The 18,244-nt window shown below is 67.4% G+C and carries 12 protein-coding genes and 2 pseudogenes; 11 read left to right on the top strand and 3 right to left on the bottom strand.

What is annotated here, in order from left to right; translation table 11 throughout:
- Window positions 1-9: 9 nt before the first annotated feature.
- Window positions 10-963: a MoxR family ATPase gene (locus tag VGK27_05710; GenBank protein HEY3489602.1), complete on the top strand. Its 954-nt coding sequence runs from the start codon at window positions 10-12 to the stop codon at window positions 961-963.
- Window positions 960-3,995: a transglutaminaseTgpA domain-containing protein gene (locus VGK27_05705; GenBank protein HEY3489601.1), complete on the top strand. Its 3,036-nt coding sequence runs from the start codon at window positions 960-962 to the stop codon at window positions 3,993-3,995. Before VGK27_05710 ends, VGK27_05705 begins: the two co-directional genes overlap by 4 nt.
- Here the strand turns inward: VGK27_05705 and moaC are convergent.
- Window positions 3,992-4,435 (bottom strand): annotated as a pseudogene (gene moaC / locus VGK27_05700) (cyclic pyranopterin monophosphate synthase MoaC). The gene VGK27_05705 and the pseudogene moaC overlap by 4 nt on opposite strands.
- Window positions 4,436-4,517: 82 nt before the next feature.
- Between moaC and VGK27_05695 the strand changes: the two are divergent.
- Genes VGK27_05695 through VGK27_05660 form a run of 8 tightly spaced genes read left to right on the top strand, consistent with a single transcriptional unit; the run spans window position 4,518 to window position 15,672 of the window.
- Window positions 4,518-5,990 (top strand): hypothetical protein, encoded by a 1,473-nt coding sequence (locus VGK27_05695; protein HEY3489600.1) that lies wholly within the window; start codon window positions 4,518-4,520, stop codon window positions 5,988-5,990.
- Window positions 5,991-6,560, top strand: a complete 570-nt coding sequence (locus VGK27_05690) for a hypothetical protein (GenBank protein ID HEY3489599.1) — start codon at window positions 5,991-5,993, stop codon at window positions 6,558-6,560.
- A gap of 3 nt (window positions 6,561-6,563) precedes the next feature.
- Complete coding sequence (locus VGK27_05685) at window positions 6,564-10,988, top strand: tetratricopeptide repeat protein (protein HEY3489598.1); 4,425 nt, start codon at window positions 6,564-6,566, stop codon at window positions 10,986-10,988.
- On the top strand, window positions 10,985-12,298 hold the full coding sequence (locus VGK27_05680; protein HEY3489597.1) for a tetratricopeptide repeat protein: 1,314 nt from the start codon (window positions 10,985-10,987) through the stop codon (window positions 12,296-12,298). Before VGK27_05685 ends, VGK27_05680 begins: the two co-directional genes overlap by 4 nt.
- Window positions 12,253-12,555, top strand: coding sequence for a hypothetical protein (locus tag VGK27_05675; GenBank protein ID HEY3489596.1), 303 nt, complete (start codon window positions 12,253-12,255; stop codon window positions 12,553-12,555). The genes VGK27_05680 and VGK27_05675 overlap by 46 nt, the downstream gene beginning before the upstream one ends.
- On the top strand, window positions 12,552-13,553 hold the full coding sequence (locus tag VGK27_05670) for an AgmX/PglI C-terminal domain-containing protein (protein ID HEY3489595.1): 1,002 nt from the start codon (window positions 12,552-12,554) through the stop codon (window positions 13,551-13,553). The genes VGK27_05675 and VGK27_05670 overlap by 4 nt, the downstream gene beginning before the upstream one ends.
- Window positions 13,554-13,560: 7 nt before the next feature.
- Window positions 13,561-14,562: a HEAT repeat domain-containing protein gene (locus VGK27_05665; GenBank protein ID HEY3489594.1), complete on the top strand. Its 1,002-nt coding sequence runs from the start codon at window positions 13,561-13,563 to the stop codon at window positions 14,560-14,562.
- Window positions 14,563-14,622: 60 nt separating this feature from the next.
- Window positions 14,623-15,672: a YifB family Mg chelatase-like AAA ATPase gene (locus tag VGK27_05660; GenBank protein ID HEY3489593.1), complete on the top strand. Its 1,050-nt coding sequence runs from the start codon at window positions 14,623-14,625 to the stop codon at window positions 15,670-15,672.
- Here VGK27_05660 and VGK27_05655 read toward each other — a convergent pair.
- On the bottom strand, window positions 15,653-17,182 hold the full coding sequence (locus tag VGK27_05655) for a recombinase family protein (protein ID HEY3489592.1): 1,530 nt from the start codon (window positions 17,180-17,182) through the stop codon (window positions 15,653-15,655). The two genes, VGK27_05660 and VGK27_05655, sit on opposite strands and share 20 nt — an antisense overlap.
- Window positions 17,183-17,227: 45 nt before the next feature.
- Complete coding sequence (locus tag VGK27_05650) at window positions 17,228-17,710, bottom strand: DUF6530 family protein (protein ID HEY3489591.1); 483 nt, start codon at window positions 17,708-17,710, stop codon at window positions 17,228-17,230.
- Window positions 17,711-18,052: 342 nt separating this feature from the next.
- On the opposite strand from VGK27_05650, the pseudogene VGK27_05645 reads away from it, so the two are divergent.
- Window positions 18,053-18,205 (top strand): annotated as a pseudogene (locus VGK27_05645) (IS4 family transposase).
- Window positions 18,206-18,244 lie beyond the last annotated feature (39 nt).

The raw sequence follows: 18,244 nt of genomic DNA, 5'->3' as shown, positions 1-18,244 counted from the left end.
GATAATGGCATGATGACTTTCGACGATGCGCGCACCCTGATCGGGCTGCTTGAAGCGAACGTGACCGCCGTCCTGCTGGGCAAGAAGGCCGAGGTCACGCTGACGCTCGCCTCCTTCCTGGCCGGCGGCCACATCCTGCTCGACGACATCCCGGGGACGGGCAAGACGACGCTGGCGCGGGCGATCGCCGCCGCGATCTCCGGCACCTTCCGCCGCATCCAGTTCACGAGCGACATCCTCCCGCAGGACGTGACCGGGGTCCACGTCTTCGACGCCGCCCGGCACGACTTCACCTTTTCGCCGGGGCCGCTCTTCGCCAACATCGTGCTGGCCGACGAGATCAACCGGGGCAACCCGCGCGCCCAGAGCGCGCTGCTCGAGGCGATGAGCGAGCGGCAGGTCACCATCGACAACCGGACCTACCCGCTGCCCGACCCGTTCCTCGTGATCGCCACGCAGAACCCGCAGGAGCAGTACGGCACCTACCCGCTCCCCGAGTCCCAGCTCGACCGGTTCAACATGCGGCTGCGCCTGTCTTACCCCGACCGGGAATCCGAGCTGCGGCTGATCCGGGAGTCCACCCTGTCGGCCGGGAGGGACGGCGCCGGTCCCGTGCTGACGCCCGGGCAATTGCGCGACCTGCGCGCCGTGGCGTGCACCGTCACGGTGGCCGAACCGATCGTGTCGTACATCTACCGGATCGTGGCGGCCACGCGCGCCCATCCCGCGATCCGGACGGGCGCCTCGCCCCGAGGCGCCATCGGCCTGAAGGCTACGGCGCAGGCGCTGGCGCTGCTTTCCGGCCGGGATCACGTGATCCCCGAGGACATAAGGCACGCCGCGCCGCCCGTGCTGTCCCACCGCATCCTCCTCCCGGGCGCCGGCGACGGCGGCCCGGTCGGCGCCGAGGCGGGAGACGCGCTCCTGCGCGAGATTGTCGACATCGTCCCGCCCCCGGCATGATCGCGCGGCTGCGCGGACGGCTTCGCCCCCCGAGGCGGCTCAAGACGACCCGGGAGGGAAAGTGGTTCCTCGCGCTGACCCTGGGCGTCGGTATCGCCGCGGTCAACACCGGCAACAACCTGCTCTACATCGTCCTCAGCGCCAACCTGTCGATCGTCCTCGTCTCCGGCTTCCTGTCCGAGATGACGTTGCGCGGCGCCCGCGTCGCGGTATCGCAGCCCGCCGAGGCGTTTGCCGGGCGCGAAGGGCTCTTGGCGGTTACGTGTACCGTTCCGCCGTCCCGGCGGTTTCCCGCGCTTTCCCTGGATGTCGCCTTCCGGATCGACGGGGAGCCGCTGTCGGCCCGGATGCCCGACGCCGCGCCGGGAACGATGTCCGCCCGGGTCTTGACGTTCCGGCCCCGCCGGCGCGGAATCCATCCGATCGACGCCGTCGCCGTGTCGACCCGATTCCCCTTCGCACTGTTCGAAAAATCGCTGGAGCCCGCCGCCCCGGATCTCGTGATTGTTTTCCCGGAGCCTGTCCGGGCGGCCGAAATCGGCTTCCCTGCCGGCGTCAACGCCTCGGCCGAAAGCCGCCCGGGAGGGCGGGGCACCGGGGCGGGAATCCGCGGCGTCCGCGATTATGCCCACGGCGATCCCGCCCGCGACATCCAGTGGAAGGCCACGGCGCGGCTCGGCCGGCGGATGGTCAAGGAGCGCGAAAGCGAGCGCGCCGGGCTCCTTGAGATCCGGGTGCCGGACGGAATCGCGGGGCCCGCCTTCGAGCGCGCCGTCTCGGGCGCGTGCGGCGACGTGCTCCGCTGCGAGCGGGAGGGGATCGGCTACCGGATTCACCATGCGGGCCGAATCGCCGTCGACGGCACCCGGGAAGGCGCCCGGAAGGAGGCGCTGCGCTTTTTGTGCGAGGTCGCGCCGGGCCCCGCCAAAGCCGCGCCGCGATCCGCCGCAGGCGGCGGGCCCCGGAAGCCGCATGGCCCGCTCCCAGGCGGCGACGCCCTCACCCGGGAGACCCGCGACCTCCTCTGGTGGATTCCCCGCATCTTCTGGGGAAGCGGGCTGCTCATGCTCTTCGCGGCCGGCGTGCCGTGGCCCTTCGTCGCGGGGGCCGCCGCCGCATTCTCCGCCGGACTGGCGATGGAGCTAGGCGCGCTTCCCCCGCTCCGGGGACGCGGACTCGAGACGCTCCTGGGCGGGATCGTCTGCCTGCTCGCCGCCGCCGATTTCCTTTTGGGCGGGCGCGATCCGCTCCGGTCGGGCGCGCTGCTCGTGCTCGGCATCCAGTCGATCCGCTTCCTCCTTCCGAAGCGGGTCTCCGACGGCTGGCAACTGACCGCCGTCACCTTCCTCGAATACCTGGCCGCCGCCGCGACCGAAAGCGGACCCCGCTTCGCCCTGGCCGCCGCCGCGTTCCTGCTGCTGTGCCCGGGCGCCATGTGGTCCCATCACGCCCGGAATCGGGCCGAGGCGGGCGGGCCGGCCGCCCCGGTTTCCCCCCGGTTCGCCGCCACGCTCCTGCTGGGCATCGCCCTCGCCGGCATCGCGATGTCGGCGCTGCTGTTCACGGTCACGCCCCGCCTGCGGGTGGGACACCTCTCCCGAAAATCCCCCGCGACGCGGAAGACGATCGGCTTTTCGGACACCCTCTCGATGCACGACATGTCGGGCGCCGCCTCGGACACGCGGGTTGCGGCCCGCATCGATTTTCCCGGAGGGGAAGGCGGCCCGCCGGGCGGCGAGCGCTACCTGAAGGGGGCGAGCTGGTCGATCTTCACGGGAGGGCAGTGGCGAAAAGGGGGGGAATCCCCCGCGCTCGTCCCGAGGGTCGGCATCAACTATTTCCTGGCGCCGCCTTCGGCCGGAACAGACCCGGTCGAGGCGGTGATCACGCTGGAACCGCTCGACAGCGCCGCGCTCTTCGTCTACGGGTCCCCCGTCTCGGCGGAGGGTCCCCTCGGGAACCTGCGCGTCGATCGCTTCGGCAACCTGCTGCTGTCGTCGCCAGACCGCCCCGCGATCCGCTACCGGCTCCGCTTCATGCCCGCCCCTGTCCCGCCTTCGGGCGTCTTTTCTCCCCCCTCCGACGCCGATCGCCGGAATCCGGCCGACGAGCTGCCGGAAATCGCCGCGCTATCGGCGGAAGTCGCTCCGCCCGGCCTTCCTCCCGAGGCGCGGGCGCGCCGGCTGGTCGCGTTCCTGCAGGCGGGCTACCGATACACGATCGAGGGATCGGCGGAAGGAATCCGCGATTTCCTGTTCGTCCGGAAGGCGGGTTATTGCGAGCATTTCGCGACGGCCTTGTGCCTGCTGCTGCGGGCATCGGGAATCCCGGCGCACGTCGCGGCCGGCTACCTGGGCGGCGAGTGGAACGAGATCGGGAACTACCTGATCGTGCGCCAGATGAACGCGCACGCCTGGACGGAGGCGTGGATCGGCGGCCGCTGGGTCACGCTGGACGCGACCCCGGCCGGGCGGAGCGAAGGCGTCGCCGCCCGGCAAAAGGCCAGCCGGGGGGAGAAATATCTCGACTGGCTGCGCCACGGGTGGGACCGATATGTCGTCGATTACGACCTGGCGATGCAGGCGAAGGGGGTCGAGGCGATCGGGGCGGCGTTCAAGCGGCTTCCGGCCGCGGGGCGAGGCGCCCTGCCGCGGGCGGCGCGGACGCCGGTCGCCGTGGCGATCCTGGCCACGGCCGGAGCCGGCATCCTGCTATGGCGGTTGCGACGACGCGCGGGCCGCCGGGCGGATGAGGCCTCAGCCGGCGGCGAGCCGCTCCCGGCCCCGTACGCGCGGCTGTTCCGGATGCTCGCGCGCAACGGTTGGAAAAGGAATCCGGGCACGTCTCCCGCCGGGATGCTGGCGGCGGCGACCGCCGGCCGGCCCGAACTCGCGGATGACCGGGCCCGGTTCTGCGCGCTCTATCACCGCGACCGCTTCGGCGCCGCCCCGCTGCCCGCCGGCTTGCGCGCCGAGGCGCTGGCGCTGGCGGACCGGCTGCGCTTGGCGCTTTCCCGCGAGACGGCAAGGTAGTCCCCGCTCTTCCCGCCCGATTTCTCGAGCAGCCGGATGCCGGTGATCTCGATCCCCTTGTCGACCGGCTTGCACATGTCGTAGACGCACAGCGCCGCGGCCGCCACTGCGCAAAGCGCCTCCATCTCGACGCCGGTCGGCGCCACCGTCTTGACCTCGGCTTCGATGCGCACCTTCCCCGAGGAAGGCAGCGCCAGGTCGACCCGGACGGACGCGAGCGGGATCGGATGGCACAGCGGCAGCAGCCGGGGCGTGTCCTTGGCCGCCTGGATGCCCGCGACGCGCGCGACCCCGAGCACGTCGCCCTTCGGGATCTTCCCGTCGCGCAGCATCTTCCATGACGCGGGCGACAGGACCGCCCACCCCTCCGCGACCGCCCTGCGCGCGGTTTCCACCTTGCCCGAGACGTCGGCCATCCGGGCGTCGCCTGCCTTCCCCATTTTATTTCCACCTTTCCCCGGCAACGGCCGGGCGTGCTATGATTGCCCGGATCGATTCTACGCCCCTGCCCCAAGGAGCGACATGCCCTTTCGTTTCACTTCCCGCGTACGGCTGTTTGCCGCGCTGCTCGTCCTGCTCCCCGTCGTCGCGTCCGCCGCGAGCCGTACGCTCGTCTATCCGCTGCCTCCGGGCGTCGAACTCCCCTCCGAATTCGTGTTCAAGGGCGAATACCCGCTCAGCGAGCTGCGCCCGGGCCGCCTGACCGAGACGCAGAAGAAGGAAATCGCCTATTTCCGCGAACGGATGCGGAAGGATCCCCGCATCTTCATGCTCATCCGCGTGACCGCCGACCCGATCGGCAGCGAGGCCGAGACGGCGACCTGGACCGGGCGGATCGCCCAAGGGCTCGCGGGCCGCCTGCAGGACGCCGGCATCCCGAAGGACCGGATGATGATCGTTCCGGCCCGCCGCGATACGACGCTTTTCGACGAACCGCGCTGGGGGGCGTTCGAGAAGCGGCAGCGCGTCTACCTCCTCGGCCTTTCGGGGGGGGATTGGCTCAAGCGCAAGATCGAGCCCGTCGCGATCGCGAAGCCGCTTCCGCCCGAAGCGCCGATGAGCATCCTCCTGCCGCTCGAGGGAAAGACCGATCGCGCCAACCACCTGCTCAAGGGAAAAGCGCCGGAAGACGTCAAGAACGTCGCCATCCTGGTCGGCCGGGAAACCCGCACCGCAGACGTCATCGACGGGCAGTTCGAGGTCCCGGTCTCGCTCCGGGCAGGCGAAAACCGGATCACCGTCACCGGCCTCGACGCCTTCGGGCGCGCCCTGCGCGCGACGCGAACCGTGCTCTATATCCCCCCGAAGCCGAGCATCTCGATCATCGACCCGGCCAAGGGCGTGGTCGTCGACACCACGCTCAGCCCGATCATCACGGTCAAGGGACAGGTCAACAGCAAGACCCGGCTCAAGACCGTCTACCTGAACCAGAACGGGCTTTACCGCCCCATCCGTTTCAAGCCCGACGGCAGCTTCTCCCAGCAGACCGCGCTCATCACCGACGACGACCTGTTCCAGATCGAGGCGCTCGACACGGGCGACCAGACCGGCGCCAGCGAGGTGCGGGCGGCGCGGTCGCACGGCATCGCCGAACGACCCCTGATGGCCATCCTCCACTGGGACCAGGACGACGTCGACCTCGATCTGCACGTCCGGGACAGCCGGGGGCACGAGACCTCGTTCGACGCGCCCGAGGTGCTCGAGAGCGCCACGGCGATCCCGTCGGGCAAGCTCTGGGTCGACAACAAGAACGGATACGGCCCCGAGATCTTCACCGCCGAGGAGACCGAGAAGGAAAGCTACACCTTCGTCGCCGACTACTACTCGGGCAAGAAACCGTGCCGGGCGTTCCTCACCGTCGTGCTGTTCGCCGGCTCCCCGTCGCGGCGGCTCGTCCGCATGTTCGGGCCGTTCCAGCTTTCCCCGGGCAAACCACCCCGCGAGATCGTCGAAGTCACCATTCCGCAAGGCACCATCCGCGAAAGGAACCGTTAAATGACCCCGTCACGCATCCGGATCGCCACGCTTCTCGCGGCGTGCATCGCACTTTTGGCCGCGCCGGCCTCCGCGCTCGCCGCCGCCGAGACAGCCGAGGCCGTCGAAAAGGATCTCGCCGCCGTGTTCCAGCGGATGGACGCCATGAAGACGGAGCTCGACCGGATCGAGGAGCTGGCGGCCGCGCCCAAGGCGACGATGCTCCGGATCGAGATCCTGGCCGACGGAACGGCCCCGGTGGCCCCCGTCCAGGTCCGCTTCCTGGTCGACGGCAAGGTCGAGGACGAGCACGAGTGGTCGAAGGTCGATCGCGATTCATTCTCCGACCGGAACGTCCCGATGCCGCTCGTCTTCATCATCCCCTACCTCCCCGGGAACTACGCTTCCCGGCTCGAGATCCAGAACCCCGCCTGGAAATCCCCGGTTGCCTTCGACTTCAACGCCGCGATGCGCAAGGGCGAGACGACCATCCTGCGCCTTCGCCTGGGCACCCCGGCCGGGAAGGCCGAGCCGCAGCTGACGAAAACCCCGGAAGCGCCCCAGGCGCCGGCCAAGGTTCCCGGAAAATAGCGCGTGAACCCGACGCTCCGAAAAGCGGCCGCCCTCCTGCTGGCGGCCGGCCTGCAGACCGGTTCGGTCCCGACGCACGCCGCGGCCGGGCCCTCCGCGGCGGCCGGGCGGGTCGCGTCGTTTCTCGATCGCGGGATGCCCGCGGTCGCCGAGCGCACCTTCCGGGCGATGCCCGCCGCCGAGCAGGGCGCGTCGCCGCTGCTCCCCGCGTTGCTCCGGGCGATGGCCGACCGGGGCGGAAGCGGGGAGGCGCTGGCGCTGTTCGAGTCGGTGCGCCCGCATCTCGCCGAGCCCGTCCGCTCCGAGGCGTTCCTGGCCGCCGCGCGCATCCATTGGGACGCCAAGGCCTTCGACAAGGCGGCCCCCCTCCTCCGCGAAGTCGCCCCCGGTTCGAAGGCGGCGCCCGAAGCCATGCTCTACCTGGCGCGCGCGCTGGCCGCCGGCGGCGACCTTTCCGGCGCGGCGAAGGCGCTCGAATCCGTTCCCCCCGGTCCGAGACGCGCCCTGGCCGCCGGCGAGATCGCCATGTTGCGCGGCGACGCCGCCGGCGCGCAGGCCGGCTGGCAGGGGACCGCGACCGATTCCCCCGCGGCGCTTTCCGCCCGGCTGCTTGCCGATTCCATCCGGGCCGACGCCGATGCCCTGGGCGCGCTGTCCGAAACGCGCGGGATGTCCGCGCCGGGGCGCTGCGCCGCGCTCGAGACGCTCGCATCGGTCCGGCTGCAGGCCGGCGATTTCGCCGGCGCGCTCTCCGCAGCCGACAACGGGATCGCCGCCGCGCACGATTGGCTGGACGACGCGACGACGCAGCCGAAGTGGGACGGCACCCGGGCCGGCGCCGACCTCCTGTGGGGCGCGCTCGTCGCCCGATTCCCCCACGACGCGCCATCCGACCGTTTCTTTGCCAAAGGACGCGGCTTCCTCTCGGAATCGGCGCTGCTCCAGGCCACCCTCTCCGCGACCAACGACACCCGCGCGCTATCGCGCGACGTCCGCTGGAAGCGGGGGGCAATCGCGGCGCGCCGGAAAGCGGTCGCCGACGCGCTCGGCCGGTCCGAAGCCATCCGCCGGTCCTATCTCGACGACCGCCAGAAATCGCTCATGACGCGGAACCGCTTCAAAGCCGCGGCGTCCGAGGTTCCCATGGCGGCGCTCGGCGGCACGATCGATCCCAAGGGCGCCGCGCTTATCGAGGGCACCGACAAGCGGAGCGCCGAGCTGCGCGGGCGCATCGCGAAGCTCATCGCCGACGTCGACCGCGCCTCCTCGAACGGCCCCTTCATGCGCGCCCTCCCGGCCGAGGATCAACGGATGGTTTTTTACGCCCGCACCCGGCTGGGCAAGCTGGCCGACGAACTCGACGAGCTTGACGAGAGAGGCGCCTTCGCCCGCGGCCGCGTGTGGAACCGGTGGAAGTCCGCCTACGTCGCGCGCATCTCTCTCATCATGAATGCGTCCGACAACGCCACGATTGCGTCGACAGGCGGCGAGCGGCGCGCCGCGAAGGATGCGGTACCGCTGACGTCCGCCCAGACCGAGCTCGACCGCTGGCTCGGGGCACTCGGCACCTTCGACCGGATCGCGTCCCGCGACACGGCGCTTTTGGCCGGGCAGCGGGCCGCGCTCGCCCGGGATGCCGGGGAACGCGTCGAATCCGCCCGGGCGCTGCTCGTCGAGGCGATCCGGCGCAAGGAACGGTCGTTTCAATACCTTGCGGGACGCGCGGCGACCGAGTGGCGCATGGCGGGAAAAGCGGCCCCCGCCGACAACGCGTCGATATCCGAGGCGCGGCGCGCATCGCTCCTGTCCGAGGCGCTTCGGCACTTTGCGGCCTCCCTCCCCCCCGGCAAGGAATCGGCGCCCTGGCTCGACGAGGCCCTCTACGCCATGGGCGAGCTGCACTATGAAAGTGAGGAAGCGCGCTTCTTCGGCAAGGAGGGCGCCGGGAACATGCCCGACTACTCCACGGCTTCCGCTTTCTTCCGCCGCGTGATCGACGAATACCCGGCCAGCCCATACGCCGAGCCTTCGTACTACGGTCTCGCGATCGCCCAGCAGGATTCCGGCGCGGCCGACGAAGCGTACAACACCATGGAAAAGCTGCTGGCCCGCTACCCGGCGTCGCGTTACGCCGACGAAGTCCGGCTCCGCCTGGGCGAAAGCGCGTTCGACTCGAACGAGTTCGCCGTCGCCGAGCAGCACTACCGGAAGGTCGGCGAGAAAGCGCCCCCCGAGATCCGCACGACCGCCCTGTTCAAGCTGGGCTGGTCGCTCTTCCTGCAGTCGCGCCCGAAAGAAGCCGCCGAGCCGTTCCTGTCCTCGCTGCTCCTTTCCCCGAAGGCGACGAAGACCGGCGGGGTCAACCAGGAATCGCTGAAGATGGTCTCCCGCATGCTGGTCGAGGCCGGGATCGACAACACGGCCGAGCGGTTTCTCGCCGACCGGGGGGCGTCCGTCTTCGGCCCTCCCGTGCTGCTCCAGGTGCAGGGGCTGCTCGACACGCAGAACCACCACGCCGAGGCCACGGCCGTTGCCGACCGTCTCGGCGCCGGTTGGCCGCTGGCGTCCGAACGCGTCGATGCCGAGATCACCGCCGCCGAGGCGCTGCGCAAGGCGAAAAAGGACGAGGACGCCTATGCGCGGCGTGGCGGGTTCCAGTCGGTGTTCGGACCCGGCACCCCGTGGCAGGCCGATCCTTCTCGCACGAAGGCCGAGATCGCGCGGGCCGACAACACGGCCGAAGAGGCGACCCGCGTCGCCGCCTTCCATTTCCACGGACGGGCCCGCGAGGGCGCGGTCGCCGATCGGGGACGCGCGATGAGGCTCTACGACGCCTATCTCTCGGGATTTCCGGCGGCCCCGAAAGCCGAGGAGATCGCCTACCAGCGAAGCTGGCTGCTGTTCGAAGACAACCGCAAGAAAGAATCCGCCGCCGCATTCGAATCGGTCGGGAAAAACGTCTCGGGTCCGAGGGCCGAGGCCTCACGCTACATGGCGGTGCAGGCGGCGAAGGACATCGCGACGCCCGCCGACGCGGCGTCTCAAGCCGAGATCGTCCGGCTGGCGCGCGCCTATGAGCAGGGCTTCCCGAAAGGCGAACGGCTCTACCTGGTCGTCATGGACCGCGCCGTCGCGCACCGCAACGTGAAGGAATTCCGGGAGGCCGCCGAAGCCGCGCAGGTCGCCGCAAAAAGCGCAGCCACGGTCCCCGAGCGACGCGCCGCGCTCCGGATCGGCGCCGACTCGCTGTTCGACGCGGCCGATTACGCCGGGGCCGAAATCGGCTACCGGGCGCTGCTCGCCACCGCGCCCGAAGGCAAGGAAAAAGCCGAGGCCGAGAGCTGGACCGGCTTCTCGATGTTCCGCCACGCCGAGGCGCTCCAGAAGACCCAGGGCAAGGGAATCGAGGCGGCCGACCTGTTCCTCAAGCTGTCGAAAGAGTTTCCCGCCCACGAGATCGCGACCGTCGCCCGGTTCCGGGCGGGCGCCGCCTACGCCGACGGCGGGCGCACGCGCGACGCGATCGACGCCTTCCTTGTTGTCGAGGGGGGCGCCGGGGAAAAGGACAAGGAGCTCCGGCTCGACGCCACCCGCTGGCTTGCGCGGCTCTACGAAAAGAACGGCGAGCCGATCCCCGCAGCCGAACGGGTCGAGAAGCTGGCCGGCCTCGCCAAGGATGCGCCCGAGCGCGAGACGCTGCTGCTGAAGGCCGCCGACCTGGCGACCGCGGGGAAGGACACCCCCAGGGCGCACCGGTTGCTGCTCACGGTCGCCGCCCTGCCGACCACGGCCGTCCCGCTCCGCATGCACTGCCTGACCCGGGTCGCCGACGACGAGCTGGCCGCGGGCCGGATCGACGAGGCCGACAAGCGGTACGGCGAAGTCATCGCCGTCCATCGGACGGCCAAGGATGCCGCGCCCGAGCTGGCGGGGAAGGCGTTTTTCCGGCAGGCCGAATACCGGTTCCGGAATTACCTCGCGATCAGGATCGTCCCGCCGCTCGAGAAGACGTTCGCCGCCAAGCAGGAGGCGCTGACCGCGTGCGCCGCGCTTTACGCCGAGGCGGTCGGGACGGGCGACACCGACACGGTTTCGGGCTCCCTCCACCGGATCGGCGAGGGGCTCGAGGAATTCCGGTCGGCCATCCTCACCTCCCCGACGCCCGACGGCCTTTCCGCGGTCGAGAAAGAGGAATACGGCCTGCTGCTCGAGGAAAAGGCGGCCCCCATCGAAGACAAGGCGATCGAGGCCTACCGGAAATGCCTCGACCATTCGATCGCCGCGGGCGCCGCCACGGCATGGTCCGACAAGAGCCTGGCGCGGCTTCGAGCGCTGCGTCCCGCCCGCTACGGCAAGAAGGGCGATTTCGCATTCCCGGTGCTGTCGCTCCCCGACTTCCGCGGCATCGTCGAAAGGAGCGCCCCGTGACGTTTTTCCGCATCGCGCGCCTGCTCGCACTGTCCGCCGCTTTCGCGGCGGCGGCCGGCTGCGCCGCTCCCCAGGTCGGGCTGCTCCCCGCCCCCCCGATGACCATCCGCAAGGAAGCGCCCCCTTCCCCGGCCCGCATCCCTTCCACTGCCCCCCCGGCGGCAGCGCCCCAGGGCACGGCGCCCCAGGGCACGGCGCTCCAGCCCCCGGCGACCCAGGCCGGTACGGCTTCCGCGGCGGCGGCTGCACCGGGAGCCGCCCCTTTGCCGGTCGCCGACAACACGATCCCGGCGCCCCCCCCTATCCCCGTCGGCTGGAAGGAATACACCGACGCGATCGCCCGAACACGCGAGGCCATCGCGCGCCAGAAGCCGGGGGAAGCCGTCGCCGCCTGGAAATCGATCGAGGGCGGCCCCTACCGGGCCGATGCGATCTTCCACCAGGGCGTCCTGCTGCACCTCGCCGGAGACATCGACGGGGCGGCGGCCCAGTACCGGCGCGGTACCGATGATCCTCCCATCCACCAGCCGTCGGCCGCCAACCTCCTGGGCATTTACCTGATGAAGGGCGAGATCGCGAAAGCGCGCGCGCTGGTCGCCCGGTCGGTTCCGTCGGGGGCGCTCGCCCCCACGATCCCCGAACTGGTCAACAACGCCGGCGCCGTCCTGCTCGAGGCGGGCGAGACCGAGCGCGCGGGGACGCTGCTGGCCACGCTGTCATCCCGGAACGACAACAGCGCCGCGGCCGAATGGAACCGGGCAGTGCTTGCATGGAGAAAAGGCAACGCGGCCGCCGCCCGGACGATTTCCGGGCAGCTGCCGGCCGAGACCGGCCAACTTTGGGTCGTCACGGCTTCGCGGGCCGCCTGGGACAACGGGCTCGCTTCCCGCATCGCCGGCCCCTACTCGTCGGCGCCGGGCGGCGACCGGCGGCTGACGCCGCTGGCCCGGAACTTCGCCGCCTATACCGCCTATCGCGCGGGAAAATCGGACGCGGCCGACAATATCCTGTCCGAGGCGGCCCGCGCGCCGGACGCTCCTCCCGAGCTGATGGCAAACCTTGGGCTGCTGCAGGTCGAGCGCGGCCGGTGGAAAGACGGGCGGTCGACCCTCGAGCAGGTCACCCGGGAATATCCGTCGGTCCCGGAGGGGTGGCTCAACCTGGGGATCTTCCGGGAAGTCTATGCCGGGGACGCCCCCGGGGCAGTGGAATGCTATCGTAGATATGTTAGTTTAGGCGGTCAAAGAAAAGACGAGGTCACCAAGTGGATCGACTGGCTGCAAAAACCGGCGCCGCCCTCTTCGCCCTGACGCTCATGCTCGGCGCGCCCGCACCGGGACGCGCGGCGGCCGGAACCGCGGGGAAGGGCCGCAAAGCCGAGACCGCCGAGCGGCGCCGCGCGCCGGTCCAGCTCGAGGCGGTTAGCATCACCGGGACGCCCGAGCACCCGGCGATCCTCTTCTTCCTCCCGCGCGCCAAGTTTCGCCTTCTCCCCTATCGCACCGGGCGCGACTGGAAAGAGCGGATCCTGACCGAAACCAGAGAAATGGGTGACGCCCCCCGATGAGCGCAGAGCTGCTGTTCGACGACCATAATCCCAAGATCGAGTTTGGCGACAGGCAGGAGAAATTCTTCAAGCTTGCCGTCGGCATTTCCATCCTTTTCCACATCCTCGGACTCCTGACCAGCCCATGGTGGCAGCCCAAGCCGGTGACGCGCGACCAGGTCATGCAGGTCGATATCGCCAACGTCCCGGCCCAGGAACTGCCTCAGCCCAAGGAGGCGGCGCCGATCCGGCTGCCCGACGCGGTGAAGGCGGCCCCGCCGCCGCCGCCCAAGCCGACCGCCGAGCAGATGGCCGAGTTCAAGAAGCAGGCCGCCGAACCCCCGCCGACCCCGGCGCAGCTGGCCGAGCGCGCCGCCCAGGCCGTCCGGGAGGAACACGAAGCCGCTCGTACCAAGGTGCGGAGCGTCGGGCTGGGCGCGGTCCTCGAAAAGAGCGGCGGGAACGCCGCGCCCCCGATCAACGTCCCCACCAGCACGCGGGTGTCCAACGGCCCCCGCGGCGCCATGGACTACGGCGCGGCCAAAGGGACCAGCGGCGCCGACCCGCTCTCCGGGAAGGGAATGACTCCAGGCATCGAAAAACAGCTCGCCTCCGCCTCCCGCGGCGGTGGCGGCTCCGGCGCTGCAGGAGGGCGTCTTTCCTCCAAGGTTTTCAAGACCGACACGGGGATGGATGCCGAAATCAGCGGATCGATCGACGACCAGTCCCGCTCGGCCCAGGCCATCTCCGCGGCGGTCAAGAACTACCAGAGCGGCATCAAGTACGCCTATACGCAGGAGTTGCTGAAGAATCAGTCCATCAGCGGAAAGATCACCGTCGAGTTCGTCATCCGGCCCGACGGATCGGTCGAATCGGTCGACATCAAGCAGTCCAGCGTCAACTGGCCCCCCCTCGAGGCGGCCATCAAGAAGCGGATCTCGCTGCGCTGGAATTTCGGTCAATCCAAGGGGGGCCCCGTCAAGGTGGCGTTCCCCTTCGTCTTCCACCCCGAGATGTGACCTTTCGATGACGTTGCGTACGCCCATCTTCCTGACGGCTTTTTCGGCGCTCGTCACCGCCGTCCTCCTTCCGGCGCCCATGGCGCGCGCCGCAAACCCGGGAGCGAACGCAGCCGGGGTCCTGGAGCTGCAGGACGACGAGCAACTGACCCGGATCGAGCAGATCATGTGGAGCCGTGACGGGAACGAGATCCCGACCCTTCGCAAATGGGCCGCGGCCGACGACAACGAGCGGGTCCGCGAACGCTCGGTAGGCGCCCTCGTGCTTCTGGGCGACAAGGGCGAAGGCAACGTGTACCAGGACCGTCTGGCGCATGACGCCTCCCCCCGCGTGCGGCGCGCCGCCGCCGAGGCGATCGGCATCCTCAAGACCCGGATTTCCTCGACGCAGCTCGTCTCGACGCTCCAGAAGGATTCCGATCCGATGGTGCGCGCGGAAGCCGCCCGGGCCATCGGCCTGACGGGGCTGAATCTCGCCGGCCCCGCCCTCCTGGGCGCCGTCGCGCAGGACGCATCCCCCGAGGTCCGCGCGCTCAGCGCCGAAGCGTACGCCCGCCTCAAGCTCAACCAGGGGACCGAGCTGCTCCAGGGCGTCGCCCTCCGGGAGTCGTCCCTGCTCGTCCGCCTCTACGTCCTGCGCGCGCTCGTCGAGACCGCCCCCCGGGAGGCACAGCCCACGTTCAAGGTCATATGGGAGACGGCGCGGGAACCCGACCTCCGCGTCGAGGCGCTCAAGGGGCTGCTCCTGTCGGGCCGGGAGAATTGGGAAACCGAGGGGATGGCGAGCGCCGACGACCGGGTTCGCTTCCTGGCGTTGAAGGCCTGGCTGGCCAAGCACTATCCGAAACGAACGGTCTTCCAACCGGCACGCAATTCAGCCGAGGTGATGCGGCTCGAGCCGTTCCTGCAAGACACGGTGCGCGGCATCCGCGACATCGCCCGCGAAACGCTCGAACGCGCCGGCTTCAAGCTGAAGTCGTCCGGCTTCGGCTACCAGATCGCCGACTAGCCCTAAAAAAGGCGGCACGCCGCTTGATGGAACCTCCAGGCACCCAGGAGGAACCATCCCATGCTCGTTCGCGTCCTCACATCCACGCTATCCGGCATCGACGCCATCCCGGTCGAAGTCGAGACCGACATCTCGCAAGGACTCCCTTCGCTCACGGTCGTCGGGCTGCCGGCGGGCCCGGTCCGGGAAAGCGGCGACCGGATCCGCGCCGCGGTCCGCAATTCGGGCCTTCCTTTTTCCGGCCGCAAGATCACGATCAACCTGGCGCCGGCCGACCTCCGGAAAGACGGCGCACTGCTCGACCTGCCGATCGCCCTCTCGATCCTATGCGCCGAAGGGGTGATCCCCGGCAATTCCCTCGGCAAATACCTCGTGGCCGGCGAGCTGTCGCTCGACGGCTCCGTCAAGCCGGTTCGCGGCATCCTGTCGCAGGCGCTGCTCGCATCCAGACTCGGCCTCACGGGCATCATCGTGCCCAGCGCCAACGCGCGCGAAGCTGCGATGGTTCCCGGCCTGTCCGTACTCCCCGCGCCCGACCTGCGAACGGCGGCGGCCATCCTGTCCGGCGAGGCCGAGGCGCCGTCTCCCGCTTCGGCCGACCGCGACCCGGGCCCCGACGCCGACCTGCCGCCCGACCTGGCCGACGTCGCCGGACAGATGGTGGCCCGACGCGCGCTCGAGATCGCCGCCGCCGGCGGGCACGCCCTGATGTTCGTCGGCCCGCCCGGCTGCGGGAAGACGATGCTCGCCGAGCGGCTGCCCGGCATCCTCCCCCCCTTCGAGGCGGACGAGGCGCTCGAGACCGCCCAGGTCTACAGCGCGGCGGGCGAGCCGCCCTGGCCCCGGGTGCCGACCCGACGCCCTTTCCGCGCCCCCCACTTCTCGATCACCCGGGCGGGGCTCGTGGGCGGCGGCAATCCGCCTAGGCCCGGCGAGATCAGCTTCGCGCATGGCGGGGTTCTCTTCCTCGACGAGATGGGGGAATTCTCCCGGGGGACCCGCGAAGCGCTCCGGCAGCCGCTCGAGTCGGGCGAAATCCGCATTGTGCGGGCGGGAAACTCCTGCCGCTTCCCGTCGCGCTTCCTGCTCGTCACGGCCACCAATCCGTGAAGTTGCGTTGCCTTTCTGCCAGCTTCTCAGGGGCTGGCGAGCCCTGAAAAAAAGGTGGCGCTTTGGAGGAAGCTGAGGGGAGATAGCAGAGGTTGATGGTGACGTCTTCGGAGCCGATAATGAGTTTGTCAGTGATGCTCTCGACGATTTGGCGCTTCTCGTCGGGAGTGAGGGCGGGCCAGTTGGAATAAAGATCTCTGGCTTGGGATAGGATTTGGTCGCTGGAGAGGTATTGGATTTTCAGGAAATCAATTTCCCCTCGGTGTTCGGGGATAGAATCGTCAATCTGTTTCAGTCTGGCTTCTAACGGCTTATGTGTTCGTCCAAACCCTTCCGGGGTGATCTGGTCTTCGACATACAGCCGATAGACCTTATCCATTTCCTTTTTGATCTTGGTTCGTTCTTCGGCAAGTGACTGAAGAAGTTCTTCCTTCTCCTTGATTGTCTGATCCGCTTTATCCATATACCCGGCAATGTCTTCTGGAGAGAAGAAAAACGCTTTGAGTTGATGCTGGAATATTCCTTCCAAGTCACCAATCCCAATCTTATTCCGACAGCTATAGCAGATATATTTAGGGGAATTGGACGGGACATACATCTTGCTGCCGCATTCGCAGAAAGCATAGCCGGTAAAAAGGTGAGCAACCTTTTTAGTCGGAGGGCCTTTTTTCTTTCTTTGCTCTTCCAAAATGGAATTGCATTGATCCCAAAGTTCCGGGGAAACGACAGAGGGCACCTCTATGAAGACCCAGTCTTCTTCGGGCTTCAAGACCCAATTGCGTTTGTCGCCCAAGCTCTTGGTGTAATTGAGCCGGTGCAGACCCTTCGCGGTCGAATCTTCTAGCAGTCTTTCAATGGTGGTGTCCGAGAAATTGGCTCCGCTTCGAGTGCGATAGCCTCTTTCGGTCAGGATGCGGGCGACGGTCTTTTTCCGGCGATGCTCCGCGAAGAGTTCATATATGAGCCTGCGGATGGGGGCTTCCTGCGGGTCCACGACCAACTTTTTATCTTGCCAGCGGTAACCTAAGGAGGCTTGACCGCCCAGGGGTTTGCCGAGTTTGGCGCGAATCGGAACGGAAGCCGCCACGCGGTCAGCAATCTCTTCCCGTTCCCATTGGGCCATGGCCGCGATCATCGTGTAAAAAAGTCTTCCTGCTGGAGACGAGGTATCGATGGATTCCTGGAGGGAAATCAGGTCAGCGTTGTGTATTCGGAAGAATTCGGAGAATTCGAGAAGTTCTCTGGTATTGCGGGCCAGTCGGGCGAGCTTGGAAAATATCAGTCCGGTAATGTGGCGCGTCCGGATATGATCCATCATATTTTGGGCTTCCGGAAGATGGATGATGGCCTTGCCGCTGACGGCTTCGAGCAGGTAAACTTCCTTTACTTGCCAGCCTTTGGACTCTGCATAATAGCGGGCGCGTTTTTCGTGATGTTCCGGGCTTTCACCTTTGACTTGGTCTTCAGTGGAAACCCGAATCCAGATACCGACAGGTTTTGATTTCTCCATTTGCGCCCTCCTCTACTGAGATGAGCTTCTACGGCGTGATAAATATCAGTCAATATCAGCGGCGTTAAGTAAATCCCTAAGCTTGCGAAGACGGGTTTTCATAAGGGAGATATCGCGATTCAATACTTCCTCTGGAATCGATTTTTCAAGCTTATTAACCTCTATGGCGTTGGGCTGATCTTCGAAAGTATCGGGTGGAATAATAAAATTGGTATTAGTTTGACTCGTCAAGGCAATAAGCATAAAGATATTTAAGTCAACCACTCTATGCAAAGGTAGTTCCTCGGATTGCCTGGACCATTTTTCTCCGCTGTATCGCCATATTTTAGCGGTGAAATAATTTTCCTCATTGCCTTCCCACTGTCCGATACCGACAGATAGATACTTAGCATCAGTGTCGGGAATGAATAATTTGTCGAATGGCGCGTAAGGGATCATGAAGAACGGCTTATGCTTCAGCGAAAGGGGCGGAGGAAACTGAAGAAGTGTGGGAGTGGTTTCCTGGGTGGGAGTGATGATCTGTGGCATGATTAACCTCCTGTTTATGATTCCGCTTACTAGACTTCCACTACTACTCACGCTTGTCAACATATTTTTGGCATTCTGGAGCGCACCTCCAGAAAATGGGATTGATGTCTGATTCACGCGGAGGACACCACATCGCAACCGAATACTGCAATGAGAATCGGGTGGGTTGCCGTTTCATGTTTGACCGTCTTCGGGCTGATGGATTGCTCAATCCGCTTTTTGCAGCCGGGGGAATCTTTAGACGGGAGGCCGCCTGGCTTTCCCTGTTTATTCTTTTGATGCTTGCGGCAAATATTGTGCTACAGGCCGAATTGCGCCCCGCCAAACATTAGGAGTGGTCGGGCTTGTTTGGACAGGGACCGCTGGCATATCGAGATCTTCTTCAAGACGATCAAGCAGAACCTGATAGTCAAGACATTCGTGGGGACAAGCGCGAACGCGCTCAAGATCCAGATTTGGCCAGCAATGATCGCGATCCTGCTGCTGAAGTACCTGCGGTTCCGGTCGCGGGTCGCCTGGTCGCTCTCCAACCTT

The organism is Candidatus Deferrimicrobiaceae bacterium, from assembly GCA_036504035.1.
Taxonomy (GTDB): Bacteria; Desulfobacterota; Deferrimicrobia; order Deferrimicrobiales; family Deferrimicrobiaceae; genus JANXPS01.
Note: the sequence above shows the minus strand (reverse complement) of the source record. Positions and strands in the feature narration are given on the sequence as shown.